General features: G+C 62.2%; 15 protein-coding genes. 7 read left to right on the top strand and 8 right to left on the bottom strand.

The features are described 5' to 3' along the window. Positions 1 to 189: 189 nt before the first annotated feature. The gene (locus HK108_RS18470) at positions 190 to 669 is read right to left on the bottom strand and encodes a hypothetical protein (RefSeq protein WP_139470082.1); all 480 of its coding nucleotides are present in this window, start codon (positions 667 to 669) and stop codon (positions 190 to 192) included. A 159-nt stretch (positions 670 to 828) separates the two neighbouring features. Here HK108_RS18470 and HK108_RS18465 point away from each other — a divergent pair, with 159 nt between their 5' ends. The 3 genes from HK108_RS18465 (at position 829) to HK108_RS18455 (ending at position 3,826) form a co-directional block, all read left to right on the top strand. Then, a complete protein-coding gene (locus HK108_RS18465) occupies positions 829 to 1,761 on the top strand; it encodes a diacylglycerol/lipid kinase family protein (protein WP_139470102.1) in 933 nt (310 codons plus the stop codon). A 26-nt stretch (positions 1,762 to 1,787) separates the two neighbouring features. Beyond that, positions 1,788 to 2,636 carry a DUF3500 domain-containing protein gene (locus HK108_RS18460; RefSeq protein WP_180345694.1) on the top strand — a complete coding sequence of 283 codons (849 nt, stop codon included), beginning with the start codon at positions 1,788 to 1,790 and terminating at the stop codon, positions 2,634 to 2,636. Between the two features lie 80 nt (positions 2,637 to 2,716). After that, the gene (locus tag HK108_RS18455; protein WP_180345693.1) at positions 2,717 to 3,826 is read left to right on the top strand and encodes an NAD(P)/FAD-dependent oxidoreductase; all 1,110 of its coding nucleotides are present in this window, start codon (positions 2,717 to 2,719) and stop codon (positions 3,824 to 3,826) included. A gap of 63 nt (positions 3,827 to 3,889) precedes the next feature. Here the strand turns inward: HK108_RS18455 and HK108_RS18450 are convergent, their stop codons facing one another. Then, a complete protein-coding gene (locus HK108_RS18450) occupies positions 3,890 to 5,338 on the bottom strand; it encodes a hypothetical protein (protein ID WP_229664272.1) in 1,449 nt (482 codons plus the stop codon). A 385-nt stretch (positions 5,339 to 5,723) separates the two neighbouring features. On the opposite strand from HK108_RS18450, the gene HK108_RS18445 reads away from it, so the two are divergent. Further along, complete coding sequence (locus HK108_RS18445) at positions 5,724 to 6,914, top strand: YbfB/YjiJ family MFS transporter (protein WP_139470079.1); 1,191 nt, start codon at positions 5,724 to 5,726, stop codon at positions 6,912 to 6,914. 73 nt (positions 6,915 to 6,987) lie between these two features. On the opposite strand, the gene HK108_RS18440 is transcribed toward HK108_RS18445, so the two are convergent. After that, positions 6,988 to 7,725: an MBL fold metallo-hydrolase gene (locus HK108_RS18440; RefSeq protein ID WP_181272591.1), complete on the bottom strand. Its 738-nt coding sequence runs from the start codon at positions 7,723 to 7,725 to the stop codon at positions 6,988 to 6,990. A 341-nt stretch (positions 7,726 to 8,066) separates the two neighbouring features. On the opposite strand from HK108_RS18440, the gene HK108_RS18435 reads away from it, so the two are divergent. Beyond that, positions 8,067 to 8,210, top strand: coding sequence for a GPGG-motif small membrane protein (locus tag HK108_RS18435; RefSeq protein ID WP_167193803.1), 144 nt, complete (start codon positions 8,067 to 8,069; stop codon positions 8,208 to 8,210). Between the two features lie 137 nt (positions 8,211 to 8,347). Here HK108_RS18435 and HK108_RS18430 read toward each other — a convergent pair whose 3' ends face one another. From HK108_RS18430 to HK108_RS18410, 5 genes are read right to left on the bottom strand one after another with little or no spacing between them, the layout of a single operon-like run. After that, entirely contained in the window at positions 8,348 to 9,064 is a 717-nt protein-coding gene (locus HK108_RS18430; RefSeq protein ID WP_139470076.1) for a glycosyltransferase family 2 protein, read from the bottom strand. Then, positions 9,061 to 10,470 (bottom strand): PIG-L family deacetylase, encoded by a 1,410-nt coding sequence (locus tag HK108_RS18425; protein ID WP_139470074.1) that lies wholly within the window; start codon positions 10,468 to 10,470, stop codon positions 9,061 to 9,063. Before HK108_RS18425 ends, HK108_RS18430 begins: the two co-directional genes overlap by 4 nt. Then, complete coding sequence (locus HK108_RS18420; protein WP_139470072.1) at positions 10,460 to 11,515, bottom strand: acyl-CoA dehydrogenase family protein; 1,056 nt, start codon at positions 11,513 to 11,515, stop codon at positions 10,460 to 10,462. Before HK108_RS18420 ends, HK108_RS18425 begins: the two co-directional genes overlap by 11 nt. A gap of 42 nt (positions 11,516 to 11,557) precedes the next feature. Then, complete coding sequence (locus tag HK108_RS18415) at positions 11,558 to 12,646, bottom strand: hypothetical protein (protein WP_180345692.1); 1,089 nt, start codon at positions 12,644 to 12,646, stop codon at positions 11,558 to 11,560. 40 nt (positions 12,647 to 12,686) lie between these two features. Further along, a complete protein-coding gene (locus HK108_RS18410) occupies positions 12,687 to 13,316 on the bottom strand; it encodes a TetR/AcrR family transcriptional regulator (RefSeq protein ID WP_229664271.1) in 630 nt (209 codons plus the stop codon). A 275-nt stretch (positions 13,317 to 13,591) separates the two neighbouring features. Here HK108_RS18410 and HK108_RS18405 point away from each other — a divergent pair, with 275 nt between their 5' ends. Together HK108_RS18405 and HK108_RS18400 are read left to right on the top strand one after the other, a co-directional pair. Beyond that, complete coding sequence (locus tag HK108_RS18405; protein ID WP_025776677.1) at positions 13,592 to 13,903, top strand: YflT domain-containing protein; 312 nt, start codon at positions 13,592 to 13,594, stop codon at positions 13,901 to 13,903. Positions 13,904 to 13,999: 96 nt separating this feature from the next. Further along, entirely contained in the window at positions 14,000 to 14,197 is a 198-nt protein-coding gene (locus tag HK108_RS18400; protein ID WP_139470066.1) for a CsbD family protein, read from the top strand. Positions 14,198 to 14,566: the final 369 nt, after the last annotated feature.

Here is a 14,566-nt window from a genome sequence, read left to right as displayed (position 1 = left end):
CTGGCCCCGGGGCATCCCCCGGGGCCAGACCATGTTCGGTTGAGATGAGAAACGAGGAGAACATGTTCGTCAGCTTCTTGGAGAAACTGTTGATTGTCTGGCCCTGGCACGCTCGAGCACTGATTGGCAAAGCGATATCATCCCGCTATCGATCCTCGGCCGGCCAGCGGCCTGTGTCGCTTGACCGCCTCAGGACTCCTTAAGCAACGCCTTGACCAGTTCGCGGGGAGTATTTTCGTCGACGTCTATGCCGACAGTGTCGCGGAGGTACGCCCGGACGCGTTCGACGCTCTCATCGCTTCCGAGTCTGCTTCGTTGCCATCGTGCACCATCGACGAATGCTTCCCGTTTGTGCTCGCGCAACGCCGAAAGCGAATAGGAGTGTCCCAGGACATCAAACTCGGGATCGGGATGAACCTGTTTAGCGGTCTCTATCGCTGTCTGTTCCCAACGCAACTTCTCATCACCTACCTTCGGTCCAACGGTGTCGTGATTGATGTCAGTGTTATATACCGAAAAGGCTCTCGGCTCCAATGCCTGTGCGTCGGCAATGCCAGTTGGTGAGCATCCCGTCGCAGAGCCGTCAGCCTGGTGAGCGTCTGTGATCGAAGTACGTCCGCCCCGAGCCGGGCGGACGAGACGGCCGGTCGGGTCGCTGGAGGTGATCATGGCGCCCTCCATCCTTGGAAGTAGCTGGAGGTTGGGCTGGATCAGAGCGGGCTGCCTGCCTGACGTGGTCACGACTGCGCTAGCCTGGGAACAGGCCGACGGCTGAAGCCGATGCCCAAGCAACACCACCCGCAGCATCGTCTAAGAAGAGGACCCGAAATGAATGCCAATCATGTCGGCATTGTGTGGAATCCGTCCAAGACCGAGAAGGCAGACCTTGAGGCCGCGCTCCCGACACAGACTGGCGTCGATATCACGTGGCACGAAACTGAGGAAGACGATCCCGGCAAATCAGCGACGCAGGCCGCGCTCGATGCCGGTGCTGAAGTGATCATCGCGGCAGGAGGGGACGGGACAGTCCGTGCGATCGCTGGTCACCTCGCGGAGATCGGCTCCTCTGCCGAGCTCGGCATCGTTCCGCTGGGGACCGGGAACCTCCTAGCCCGCAATCTCGACGTTCCGCTCAACAGCTTGGGCGAGGCAATGGATCGCGCCTTCAACGGCACAGCACGCGAAATCGATATGGGCTGGGTGGAGGTCACCCTTCCCCAGGGCATGAATCGTGAGCCTTTCGTCGTCATGGCCGGGTTCGGAATAGATGCCCACATGATCACAGAGACCAACGATGACCTTAAGGACAAGGCAGGATGGCTGGCCTATGTTGAGTCGCTTGGGCGTGCCGTCTCAGCCAGCGATGTCATGGAGATCAACCTGTCACGCGGAGGTGAACCGATCGGGCACGAGTCGGCGCATACGCTCATCGTCGGCAATTGCGGCACGCTGCAGGGTGGTATCACTCTCCTTCCCGATGCCGATCCCACCGATGGTGAACTGGATGTCCTTATCCTCAAGGCAGAGGGTGTCGCCGGTTGGCTCGACACGATGAAGAACATGGTGTGGGATAACGGTCTGCGGAAGATGATGGCGAAGGACGAGTCTGCGCAGAGCAGTGAGAGCGCGGTACATCAGCGGATTTCTTCATTGACGATTGAGCTTGAGCAGCCGCGCATCGTCGAGGTTGACGGTGACGAAGTCGGTGAAACTAACCGGATCGATGTGACGATCAAGCCCGCGGCGCTGCGAGTGCGCTAGTCCGGCAGAGACTACAGGGCACCGCGTTGGACCTCGTCCGGGCGAGTTTGAGCAAGGAGGGCTTCGAACTCACCCACTCGATGATGCTCATCAACGGATTCCTCGGCGAGGTCGTGGGTCTGGAGAACGTCCTCGGGGAGTTCTCATACAACTTCGCCGTCTACGGCACTCCCGATGTCAGGGCTCCCTGGGGATGGCAGCTCTATGGACATCATTGCGCCGTCAACTGCCTCGTCGTCGAGGGACGGATGACGATAGCCCCGGTGTTTCACGGCGCTGAGCCAAACGAAATCGACGCGGGGCCGCACGCGGGCCTGCGATCCTTCGACGATCGCGTCGACGCCGGCACCGACCTCATCGCGTGCATGAGCGAGAATCAGCACGCCGAGGCGGTCATCTACGACGTGATCGTCGATCCTGCGATGCCCGAAGGGCGAATCCATCCCGGCGATGAGCGCCATCTGGCCGGGGCGTTTCAGGACAATCGGGTCATCCCCTACGAGGGGGTGCAGGTGGCCACGCTGGATGCGCGGGCACAGGAAGCGGTCGTCGACCTCGTCGCGACCTTCCTCAACATCCTGCCCGAGGGGCCGCGTCGCGCGAAGGTGCGCGAAGTCAGGGAACATCTGAACGAGTCGTATTTCAGTTGGATCGGTGGGACCGAGCCGGGAGATGTGTTCTACTACCGATTCCAGTCACCAGTACTCATCATCGAACTCGACCACCACTGCGGAGTGTTCCTCGACTACGACGTCCCCCAGCGCTTCCATGTGCACACGCTCATGCGCGTAACCAACGGCAACGACTACGGCCGCGCCTGGGTCCGCCAGTGGCAGCGTCGAACTGACGGTCGAGTCGAAAGCAACACCCGATGAGCTCAATCTGAGGGTGTAGTCGGGATCGTAAGCTGGCCCCAGGGCCCGGACCGAAAGGAATATCGCCAACTATGAATACAATGAAGATCGCCGTCGTCGGGGCAGGAATCGCTGGAGTCACGACTGCCTACGGACTGGCGCGTCGGGGCGCGACGGTTACCTTGATCGACGATGCCGCCTCGGGGCAGGCGACAGCTGCCAGCGCCGGGATCATCGCTCCCTGGGTCTCGTCCTCGACCGGTGCCTTCTATGAAGCGTACTCAGCCGGCGGCAACTACTACCCGGAGTTCCTCGCAAGGCTCCATGACCTGGGGATTCCCGAACTGGGATACAGGCGCTCCGGCGCCCTGATGGTCTCGCGAGACGATACAGAACTCGACGCCGTCGAAGACCGGGTAGCCCAGCGCATTGCTGAGTCCGGTTCCGTCGCAGGAACGCTGGAGCGCGTAGACAGCACACAGGTCAACGAACTGTTTCCCGCCCTGTCCACCGAACTGACGGGTTTGTACGTCTCCGGCGGCGGACGGGTCGACGGCCGGGTTCTCCGGAATGCGACGTTGAGTGCCGCAGTCCTTCTAGGGGCCGAGCACTGCGAGGACGCAGTGATCGCGATCAATCCCCTCGGCGACACCGGATGGCGAGTGCAGACGATGCGCGGTCCGATCGACGTTGACTCTGTCGTCGTGGCAGCAGGGGCAAGAACTCCAGAACTGCTGCTTCCCCTCGGTGTGAGCTGCTCAGTGAGCCCGCAGCGTGGACAGATCACCCATCTCAACCTTCGTGGAGTGAACACCTCACAATGGCCAACGGTCCACCCCTTCACACCCAACTACATGACCCCGTTCGATGGAGGCAGGATCGCGGTCGGCGCAACCCGCGAGACCGGGAGCGGCTACGATCCCCGCGTCACCGCCGCGGGACAATTGCAGGTCCTCCGGGACGCGCTGGATTTGGCGCCCGGACTGGCCGATGCCACAGTCATCGAGACCCGAGTGGGCATTCGCCCTATGGGTGACGACAACCTGCCGATCGCCGGAGAAGTGCCGGACAGATCAGGCTTATGGACGATGACGGGCTACGGCGCGGGCGGGCTGACGCTCGGGCCGCTGCTGGGCGATGCCGTCGCCCGCAGCATCCTCGGAAACCCCGCACCGGAGCTGACGGCGTTTCCCACAGCCACGCCCATGTGAAGGAGTCTTCAGCACGGCCGGCTATGGGGCGTGCGCGGAGAAAAGCGGTCCGATCGGCCCACCTCACCCCTTGCGCATAATAAAGACCGTCACGGAGCTCCCAGCCAGGTCGATCCGCAGCTTTCCGTCGTCGCCCATCCCGCCGCTCGGAGTAGCCGACGAGCTGGTGGCACCCGCCCCAGCCGACGCGCTCGCCGATGCCCCCGAAGCCCCGTCCCCGCTGAACGGCACATCAGCCGGCAGCGGGTTCGCCGGCACAACCTGCGTAGCACTCTTCACATCGTTCGACTCCCCGTACACCTGCGACGCCGACGAAACACTGAACCCCGACGGCATCGACAGAGTCACAGGATTCCCACCCACCGAGGCAGCGTCGTTCGCGTTGATCACCGTCGTGACCAACGTGCGGCCGTCGTTCTTCACCACCGTGTAGGCGCTCATGTTCCCGCCGCCAGCCACCGAGGTCTTGGTGAAATGCCCACCAACACTCGGCACCAGCAACCTGAGCCCGAGCATGTTCGGCCTCACCTGAAATGAGTTCGACCGGTCCCCGTGATCGGCCGGATCGCAGATGAGCGACATCGGCGCTCCCCCATTGCACGCCCCGAGCATCGAATGCATGGCCATCCGCTCCACACCGAGCGTCGCCGCATACATCGTGTAGTCAGCAGCCCACAACGCCGACGCGTTCGTCAGTGACGTGTCGTTCGTGCCCGGACAGCTCGTCGGCCCGGTCTCCTCGAGCCACAGCGGCAAATCCGCAGCGTCAGCCTTCGATTTCCCGATGCCGAGGTTCTTCTTCGCCGCCTTCTTCGCCAAGGGATCAATGAGGTTCGCCGCCTGCGGCCCCCGCCCCGGAACCTGAGACGAATCGCATTCGTAGAGCTGATACCAGTGCTGCGAAATCGCCTTCTTATGTTCGACACCGGAGCCGGCGAAAGCCTCCATCCATGCCCCGTCGTAGACATCGGGACCGATGATCGGCGCATCCGGCCGTTTCGCATGGATGGCTTTGGCATACACCTCAAGCTGCTCCACGTATTTGTCCTTGTTCCACCCCTTGCCGCGCACGGCACCACTGGGCACATCCTTGACGGTGTACCCGTTCGGTTCGTTGCCGATCGCCAGACCGACAAGAGAACCGCCGAGGATGTCGACCGCATGCGCGGCCATGTCCGCTCCGCGTTTCGGATCGTAGGTCCCAAGAGGAATGCCGATGGTGACCGACGAACCGGTGACGTCGACGAGCTTCTTCAGCCGCTTGAGGTCATCAGGGGTGACGGTCACCTTCTCACCGTGCTTCGACTTCTCACCCTGGGACGTCCAGAACGTCCTCCGGTCGAGAGCATTGCCACCGAACCGCAGCGCCGGCGACCCGAGGGACTTCAACTGCTCGTCGAGATTGGACTGCGCCGGATCGAGCCGAGGATCGGCGAGGTCAGTGGCTTCGAACGAGATCCCAACATTGTCTGCCGTGAGGCCCGGACCCGTTTTGTCGGTCGACGCAGTCACCACCGCATCGTCTCCGGAGACCGCGCCGGCAAACGACTGCTCGAATTCAGTCGGAGTAGGGCTCGGCTCCGGGGACTGGCTCGAGGACGTTGAATCATCCGAGTCGAACCACGAACACCCCGACAGAACGAGGGCGAGCGCCACCACGCCACCCTGGATACTCCTTCTGAGGTTCACTCCAATAACTCTGCCCTGTCCCCGCAGAATCAACAACTTCCACAGTCCCTTTCGAGACACCTCCCGCCCAAACAAGGCAAGACGTCCGCCTCCACCACGTCGACGTCCGAAGTCCGAATCCCCACCCGCCGAGGCGGCCGCCCCGCGCTCATGGCATCGTAAGGGTGGAGACCACGCCACCTGAGCCCACCCGAGGAGAGGAACCGCCATGCCCGACAGCATCGCCCGGCCCTCCCTCACCCCCGTCCGCGGTGCCTTGGGCCTGTCGGTGGCGATGGGCATGGGCCGGTTCTTCTATACCCCGGCCCTGCCCCTCATGGTCGCAGCCCTCCACTGGAGTTCGGCTCCCGGCGCATGGATCGCGACGCTCAACTACGTCGGCTACTTCATCGGCACCCTCGTCATCGCCCAAGGCTGGGTCGAACCCAACCGCTTCGTCTACCGCCTCAGCCTCATCGTCTCCACACTCGGCCTCGCCGCGGTCGCCCTGACCCCGAATCTCATCTGGCAGGGCGGCATCCGCACGATCGCCGGAATCGCCTCGGGGCTGATCTTCGTGTGCGTGACCCAACGCATTCCCGCGAACTCCCGCAGGCCCCGCGACGGCGGCATCTCCTACGGCGGAGTCGGCTTCGGCATCCTCGTCTCCGGAGCCATCGTGCTCGCCGCCGGCAGCGTCGCCGACTGGCGCCAACTGTGGCTCATCTGCGCGGCCGTATCCGCGATCTTCTCCATCATCGCCTGGACCTGGCCGATCCCCGCCCGGATCCCACAGAATCCCACCCCCACCGAGGCGGCCGCCCCGACCGAGACCGACACCGACGATCCCGCCGAGGCAGCCACCCGCTTCGAGGCCAATCGTCGCCGAGCCATGGCGATCCTCTCCACCGGCTACTTCTTCCAAGGCGGCGGCTACATCATCATCGGCACCTACCTCGTCGTGCTGGCTGGTCCAGTTTTCGGAGCAACCGCAGCTGCCTCGACGTGGCTCATAGCCGGGATCGCCACCGCAGCCTCTCCCCTGACCTGGTCAGCCGTCGCCGCCCGCATCGGCACGGTCAAGGCACTGACCGTCTGCTATTGCCTCCAGGTCTTCGGTGCCCTGCTCGCCGTCTTCGGCTCGACCCCGACCGTGCTGATCATCGCCGCAGCGCTCTTCGGCTTCACGTTCATCGGGGTGGTCATGATGACGATCGGCGTCGGCACGCAGATGGGCGTCGCGAACGCCTCGGCGAAGCTGACGTCCTGGTACAGCATCGGTCAGATCGTCGGACCGGCCATCGTCGCGGCGGTTCTGAGCGAGCACATCGTCGCTGCCTTCGTCGCCTCGGCGATCGCTCTGGCCATCGCCATGGCGCTGACCTTGGTCGGCGTTCTCGCCGGCAACGTCGGGCGGTGACGCGTGCCGGCCATCTCTGTGTCTCGGCGGTCAGCTGCCAACGGCCCTCCGCCGCGGTTGCCGGTGCGAGCGGTCAGAAAGCTATGCGCAAGTCGGGTTCGGCGGTGAGAACCTCTCCATTGAAGTGCTCACCTGCATCTTCAGCGGACGCTGAACGGTCATTGCCTGGCCAGAAATGGGTGAGAAGCAGCCGCTTGGCACCGGCTCTCTGAGCCCACTCACCGGCTTCGGAAGCAGTCAATAGGTTGCGGCGGGTGCTGTCCTGCTCGCCGGGTCGGTCGGTGGCATCAACGATGTAGACATCGGCTGCGCGACCGAGATCAGCGAGTCCCGGATGCGGTCCGGTATCTCCCGTGAAGGCGACCGCTGCCGTCGCGGTCTCGAGGCGAACTCCGTAATTGGGCACGAAATGCGGCAAAGACACGGAGCTGAGCCTCAAAGGCCCGACCTCGAAGTGCCCAGGCAGCAGATGGATGTCGCATGCCGAGGTCATGTCGAGGCCTGGTTCGACAGCGCCGAGGCGGTCGATGACTCCGGCGGGGCAGTACAGCTGCAGCTTCTTCGTCGGTGTCTCGGCATACTGACGGAAACGGAACAGCGCGTGAAGATCGATGCAGTGGTCAGGGTGTTCGTGGGTGATGACAACCGCATCGATCTCAGCATCCGGCACATGGCTCAGCAGGCGTGGGAACGTGCCATAGCCGAGATCGAGCACAAGTCGGAACCCATCCCAGTCAAGGAAATAGCTGCTGCAGGCCTCCCCCGGGACGGGGTGGGCGGCCGAGGCTCCGAGGACCGTGAGTGTACGCATCACATCAGCCTGTCACGCCTGCCTCGTACCGTCCACATTCTTCGTCATAAGGGGTCGGGACCGATCGCCCCTCTCACTCCGCTGTGACCCCGAAGACGACCCCTCTGTGAAGGAGGAGGTATCGCTCGCGGTGTTTACACTGTAATCTTCTCGGCGAGTGTTGTTTATGGTCGGCAGACTCCGCGGATGAAGCAGCATCTGGAATCGCATCCGCTGGCAGACCAAGAAAGAGACAACTCTCCAACGTCGGCTGCGCGCAGCCTCGGCGTCGATCAGATTCCTCACCGGCTCTCGATCCGGTGATGCCGCACTCACAGTGAAACCGATAAGGAAGTTAAATTATGGCTATTGTTCTGTGGATCCTCGCAGCGCTGCTCGTCATCTCGGGCATCTTCGCAATTCTGCGCAAACAGATTCTGTGGGGCGTCGTCCTCATCGTCGTCGGCTGTCTCGTCGGCCCAGGAGGGGTGAGCATCTTCGCCTGATCTTCTCCCGCCTTCACGTGAGGTGTCATTCCCGGCAGGGAGGCCTCGCGTGAAGCCGGGAACGACGGCGACACCTTTCGGTGCACCGCTCAGTAGGACAGGCTCCGACTCCGCTTCGGGAGGAAAGCACCGTCGCTTCACGTCAGTTGACGCAAGTAACTGCTGAAGCCCCCGCGCACGCGACCGGACAGACGAGCAGACGTGAGCACTCTGCAGTCATCGGTTCTGCGAATGCGGCCGCCCTCCCGCAGCACCGCATCGACGATTGCTTCGTCCTCACCACATTCCAGCGGAGGCACGCCTCCTATGGCTTCGAGCGCGCTGGCGCGCAGCCCCATGTTCGCTCCGAATATGTACGGGTGATTCTCGAGCAGTTCGTGGTTGGCATGCCAAGTTGCGACCAGGTCGGCCGTTGCTGTCTCAGGGCGTGGGGCCACAGTGCCCACCAGGCAATCAACGCCTCTCGCGGCGAGTTCGAGATGGGTGGTGATCCAATGTTCGGGCACTCTGCTGTCGGCGTCTGTGAATGCGACCCACACCCACGCCGAGTCGGAGTCTTCCCCTGTTGTGGATTCCTCGGTTCGCATGAAGTGCCTCCATCCGAAGTCGCGGGCTCGACCGACGGACTGAAAAGAGGTCGCGAGGACGAATACGTTGCGATGCCTGGCGGCAAAGTCCTCGACGATGCTCGCCGTGGCATCGGTGCAGGCATCTGCCACGACAACGACTCGAAACCGACAGTTGATGCCTCTCTCGACAGCGTATGAGTGTGATCGCTGCAACGACTCGAGACACCCGAGGATGTCGTCCTCTTCATTGTGGGCCGGAATGATGACACCTAAACGCCTGATCATGCGTGCCCCTCCGACGCGGCTGGGCGGGAGCCCTTGTCGACCGTGATGATGTCAAGACGGTAGCCCCCTTGATACCGGTGTTCAACGCGATGATGAGGCCAGGCGCCCAAGCAGATGCGATGGACTTCATCGGCATCCAGCGGCCAATCGTCGATCTCGCCCCTCCAGTGGCAGAGCACCAGGATGAAACGAACCGTTGTCGAGCCATCGATCTTCTCCAAGGTTTCGAGAAGCTGAGAACGACTGAGGTAGAAGCCGGTCTCCGACAGCACGACGCAGTCGAAAGTGCCCTGAGGCCATTCGAAGGGGACGGTGGCGTGAACGAAGTGGATTTCCGCCGACGGGATCGTCCCTCGCCGTCTGGCGATTCGCAACGCCTCCTCACTGGCATCGACTGCCGTCACCTGCGCGCCGATACCGGCGAGATCATGAGTCAAAGCGCCTACCGAGCAGCCGATCTCAAGGATATGAGCGTACGGAACCGCAGGCAGATGGGTGAGGAGATTCCTGCGTTTGGCGATCTCATATTCGGAACTCCACACCTGCCAGGGGTCGCACCGTCGGACGTGGACTTCGTCGAAGACCGCAGAAGCCGCACTGGCGTCGTGGAGCTTCGCTGAGCCGTCGCCACCGGGCACCGGAGCCGCACCGTCGCGGAAGTCCGAGACCGCGAAGATGTCTCCACCACGACGGAAGTGTTCGAGATGAGCGGGGCTGAGGATTGCTTCGTCTCCGGGCTGATCGGATAGCGCTGACACCTGCGACGGATACCCGTCGAACACTGCCTGTCTGTCGAAGTTCGCCGGATCGGACAGAAACGACCAGCTGCGCCAAGCCTCATCGGCAGGGACTGCCCAATGCCAGTACCAGATCGGGTACTCGAGCACCATCGTGTGATGCTCACGCCCCAACTGCAGGGCTGCTGCACCGATCGCCTCATGATCGCCATGTCCGTCCCGGCTGTAGGGTGAGACGAGCACGACGTGCCCCTGGTGCTGGTCCACTTCGACCGCGATCTCGTCGACGATCCTCTGGCTGAATGCGTCCAGCTGCCCATCAGGCAACCCCACGAAACGGCGGGACAGACGCTCGTGATCAAACAGATCCAGTGCCGCATCGAACTCGCGCAGACGCATCTCTCTGAGTTCCTTCGTCGAGTGGGTGGGAGACGCCGGATGGGATCGTTCCCCTGCGGTGAAGAGCAGGGCGACGACTCGATGAGCGCACCGGCGCAGGCGGGCCAGCAGGCCGGCGGCTCCAAGGGCCTCATCGTCCGGATGTGCGGCAAGGATGATGAACGTGGCCTCGGCAGGCATGGCCTCGACTCCGAGCGCGGGAAGATCCTGGACGCCGGCTTCCCTCCAGGAGGCTTCGGTCGTACCGGGGTCACGATGGTCAAAACCCATTGTGGTCGACCTTCGTGCGAAGCTCCGTGCCGAGAGCGGCTTCATCGCGTGGACCGTGGTGCTGACTGATGTAGACGGTGAGGTCAGCGTCGGCTTTGGCGAAGCCGACATCGCCTGTCAGCGCCGCCGGTCCCGCGATTTCGCGACTCAGGTGCTGGATCCGGCGAACTCCTGAGTAGACGATATTGCGCACTGTCAGGGCCACGGTCCAGGCACGTGCACGGGAGTACTCGTCACTCCCGTCGGCTGCGGCCGCTGCCTGCGCGAAGACGCTGCGAATCGAGAAGATCTCAGCCTCGAGCTGACCGATCAGCATCTCACCGACTGTGGATGGGTTGGAGCGCTTGCTGTGCCGTCGCACGGCATTTCTTGCCAGTCCCACGGCGGCGCCGAACCAACATGCTGCCACTCGGATGCCTCCCCAAGCGAATGCAGTTCGATCCAGGTACCAGTTCGGCGGACCGAGGACGGTGACGGGCGTTTTCGTGAATGCGACACTTCCGCTCGGGATCTCCTGCAGCCCCACGCTCGGCCAGGCAGTCGGCTGGGCCTGCGCTCGGGGGTCCCTGAGGTCCACGGCACAGGCGTACGATCCCCCGTCGCTGCCGGCGATGACGATGGCGTGCGAGAGTTCGGCGGCCAGGGAACACCAGGCTTTTTCTCCATCGATCACGGTCTGTTCGCCTTCTGCGCCCACGGTGAGGACGTGGGCTGGAGACTCGGCGGCGTAGACGCCCCAGGTCGAGCCATCGGGTGCGTCGTGTCCGGCTTCGGCAAGGATGCCCAGCGCATCCACATGGGGTTCGAGCATCCGAGCGACAGCGACATCGATGGCCGCCACCTCGAGCAGCGACTCCCACTGCCGCATGTGAGACGTCGTCCCGGTGAGTCCGAGAAATCGACTCAGGGCGCGAACCTTGTCAGCGGTCTGCGCATTGCTGGTGACCAGCTTTCGCAGATCATCCTGGCAGGCGCGTTCGTCGCGCCAGGAGCCCAGAGGCGCTGAAATCATCCCAGTGACGTCTAACCGATGCTGTGTGTTCATGTCATATCTTTCTGAAATCGCTGGGCCGGTCCTTATCAGCCATCAGGAGTTCTGGCTGACATCGTCGGTGTCCGGGTGGTTGTCGGTGTAGACCCGTTGGCGCATGCGCTGTCCGTGAGTCAGTCGTTTCACATCTAAGTCGGAGTCGAAGCTTGCGCCGATACCGCCGGCGACGACGCCCATCGCTGCGCTGAGCCAGGCGATATCGAGATAGTTGGCGACCGCCGCCTCCTGCTGGATCTGGGCTGACATGAACTCGGGGTCGATGACGACGAGGCCGCCCAGCAGAATGAAGCCGACCAGTCCCGCGTAGAGCGCGAGCACGGTGATCAGCAGGGTCAGGACGGTCGACAAGTTGTAGTACATCACTACCGTCGCCAGGTTGTCTTTGCGTGGTTCGTCCCAGAGTTTGTGGTTGATGATCAGCCAGGTGACCATGACCAGGATGGCGGCCGCGCCGATCGACAGCAGCCGCGTGGTGGACAGATAGGTCGACATCTGCCAGATGGAACTGTAGAAGATGCCGAAAGCTCCTGTGGCCGATGCCGCGGCGAGGGCTCCAGAAAGCTTCGGGACGGTGCGCCACGGGTCGTTGGCCATCGTCATTCCCAGCACCAGACGTGGGCCTCCAGTGAAAGTGTGGGCGTGCAGCGATTGGTGCTGCGTGTCTTCGTTCCTCGACCAGTTCGACCAACGCAGCAGGAATCGTCGGGTCGCCTCTTCGGGATCCCACGGCACCAACTTGTTGACCGAACTCATCAGCACTTTGATGATGCGGCGCTTGGTCGACCATGCGCCAAGAGTGGGACAGGACACGATCGCTAAGTTGCTGTCGGAATGGACCTCGGCGATCAGCGGGTCGCCCTGAGTATGGCGCGGGATCTCGGTGAGGATCAGAACGATGTTGACGTCCGGGTAGTCGGCCCGAAGGTCCTCGACAGCGCTGAGGTCGAGTTCGCTTTCCGGTGTCAAGCGGATGGTGTCAGTCGCCGTGTACAAGGTCGTTGTGACCCCATACGCGTCTTGCAGAAGCCTTTCGAGTCGTTGATGGATAGCGGCCGCTCGGCGGCTGGGCAGGCCCGGGTCGGCCACGAGAAGGACCTGGAGGGCCTCTGAAGAGGTGTCGAGCATGTTGATCCTTCTCAGCTCAGTGAGCTGTCTGAGGGTATGGCTAATTGGTTGGTGAGAGGCGGATGCGTTCGATGAGTTCGTCGAGGGCATCGTCGAACTGGCGTTGGCGATGATCTTCGCTGAGCAGGTCACTCAGCTCGTTCACGGTGGGATACTCCGATAAGTCGGAGTCGTCATCGGACCTCTCGTGATCGTCTTCGTCGGTGATGGCGAAATTCGTGGAATGGACTTGCAGGAGCAGATCCCCGATGAGGAAGCTGGTGAACGTTTTGTAGGCACCGACCGCGGCCGCATCGGAGAACTCGAATTGCTGCAGCATGGAAAGGAACTCTTCGACCCAGCGCAGGCTGCGCAATGGAGGACGCAGCCACGGGGCTTGGGACGGTTGAGTAGCAATCAGAGGAAAGATCCCAGGATGATCGAGCGCCAGTTCTTTCGTCGTATTTGCCACCCGCTGGAGATAGTCCTCCCACGACGACGGCGTCTGCCTCATCCGCCGGTTATCGAACAGACTGTCGATAAGAGCTTCGACCATCGCTTCGAGAAGGTCTTCGCGTCCGGAGACATGCCTATACAACGCCATGGCTTCGACCCCGAGGGACTGCCCGAGACGTCGCATTGTCAGCGCATCGAGTCCGTGTACGTCGACGAATGTGATCGCCGCTGCCACGAGGTCGTTCCTGGTCAGACGGTTCTGGGCCATGGGATCCTCCCTGCCCGGATTGACGAAGGTTGAACCTGCTCGCTCATCTTGCGTGTCACACAGGCGAACACATCCTCTCAATTTCCTGACACGATTAGTGTGTAAACATTTTTGGGTTGCGCCCTCTAGGCTACATCGACACCGCTACCAGGAGAACCCCCTTGAAAATTCGGCTTCGGCCCCTCACTCAGGGGCGTGGCATCTGTTAGCGTGATTACGTCGTAAACATGAAAGGAGTCGGCATGAAACCCGCAGTCAAAGAGTTCCAGGACGATACCGAACTGATGGATGAAGTGAAACGCCAGGCGGCAGCGGGCATCGCCAAGGACGACCTCTTCGTCCTCTCCCATGACGATGACCGCACCGACCGCGTCGCAGGCAGCGTCAACGCCAACGAGCCCGACGATCTCAGCAATCACGTGGGCACCCGGTATGACAAGAAGGGCGACGAGCTGCGCGCGATCTTCGAAGAGTTCGGCTTCACGTCGAACGAGTCCGACGACCTCGAAGAGAAGCTCGATCACGGCAAGATCCTGCTGCTGATCAACAGCTGACGCACAGGCAGCCGAACACTTCTCACACAGAATCTCCCATCGCATCGGACCCCGCCCGCCCGCGCGAGATCCGTCGTGCACGCGAAAGGAAGAAACATGAACGACAGCTCCGCCGAAGCCGACAAGCTCAAGGGCTCCGCGAAATCTGCCGCATGCAAAGCCAGTGGTGACAAAGGCCTGCAGGCCGAAGACAAGACCGAAAAAATCCAGGCCGAGGGCAGACAAGCCGCGGAAGAGATCAAAGACACGGCTCGTGGAACCGCCGAATCTCTGGGGAACGGTCCGAAGCACTGACACTGCCCGGCGGAAGGGCGAGGACCAAGTGCTCGCCCTTCCGCTGCTCCGGCAGGAGCAGAACTCACCGAGTCTCAGCGGCAGACGAGCCAGAAGAGCGAGAAGAACATGGCAGAGACCAACCCTGAACATTCGTTCATCGTCTTGGCGAACCGCTTACCCGTCGACCGCTGCGAAGACCGTGGTCGACGTCGCATGGAGGGGTGATCATCGCCAGACATTCTTCCAAGAGGGCGCAGTCCTTCCTCCACCTGACTTGCTTCACCTAGTCCGATTTTGGGGATAGGTTGGGCATTGTTACTGGTGAGACGGCTGCTTAGTGTAGAAACGGGACACTAAACGGGTCCGTAGAATGAGTGTATGAGCCTG

Source organism: Brevibacterium sediminis (assembly GCF_013623905.1).
Taxonomy (GTDB): Bacteria; Actinomycetota; Actinomycetes; order Actinomycetales; family Brevibacteriaceae; genus Brevibacterium; species Brevibacterium sediminis.
Note: the sequence above shows the minus strand (reverse complement) of the source record. Positions and strands in the feature narration are given on the sequence as shown.

What these genes read in the sequence shown, in the direction of transcription:
- HK108_RS18470 (WP_139470082.1), bottom strand. Translation starts at nt 669, where the DNA reads ATGATCACCTCCAGCGACCCGACCGGCCGTCTCGTCCGCCCGGCTCGG.
- HK108_RS18465 (WP_139470102.1), top strand. Translation starts at nt 829, where the DNA reads ATGAATGCCAATCATGTCGGCATTGTGTGGAATCCGTCCAAGACCGAG.
- HK108_RS18455 (WP_180345693.1), top strand. Translation starts at nt 2,717, where the DNA reads ATGAAGATCGCCGTCGTCGGGGCAGGAATCGCTGGAGTCACGACTGCC.
- HK108_RS18445 (WP_139470079.1), top strand. Translation starts at nt 5,724, where the DNA reads ATGCCCGACAGCATCGCCCGGCCCTCCCTCACCCCCGTCCGCGGTGCC.
- HK108_RS18440 (WP_181272591.1), bottom strand. Translation starts at nt 7,725, where the DNA reads ATGCGTACACTCACGGTCCTCGGAGCCTCGGCCGCCCACCCCGTCCCG.
- HK108_RS18435 (WP_167193803.1), top strand. Translation starts at nt 8,067, where the DNA reads ATGGCTATTGTTCTGTGGATCCTCGCAGCGCTGCTCGTCATCTCGGGC.
- HK108_RS18430 (WP_139470076.1), bottom strand. Translation starts at nt 9,064, where the DNA reads ATGATCAGGCGTTTAGGTGTCATCATTCCGGCCCACAATGAAGAGGAC.
- HK108_RS18425 (WP_139470074.1), bottom strand. Translation starts at nt 10,470, where the DNA reads ATGGGTTTTGACCATCGTGACCCCGGTACGACCGAAGCCTCCTGGAGG.
- HK108_RS18420 (WP_139470072.1), bottom strand. Translation starts at nt 11,515, where the DNA reads ATGAACACACAGCATCGGTTAGACGTCACTGGGATGATTTCAGCGCCT.
- HK108_RS18415 (WP_180345692.1), bottom strand. Translation starts at nt 12,646, where the DNA reads ATGCTCGACACCTCTTCAGAGGCCCTCCAGGTCCTTCTCGTGGCCGAC.
- HK108_RS18405 (WP_025776677.1), top strand. Translation starts at nt 13,592, where the DNA reads ATGAAACCCGCAGTCAAAGAGTTCCAGGACGATACCGAACTGATGGAT.
- HK108_RS18400 (WP_139470066.1), top strand. Translation starts at nt 14,000, where the DNA reads ATGAACGACAGCTCCGCCGAAGCCGACAAGCTCAAGGGCTCCGCGAAA.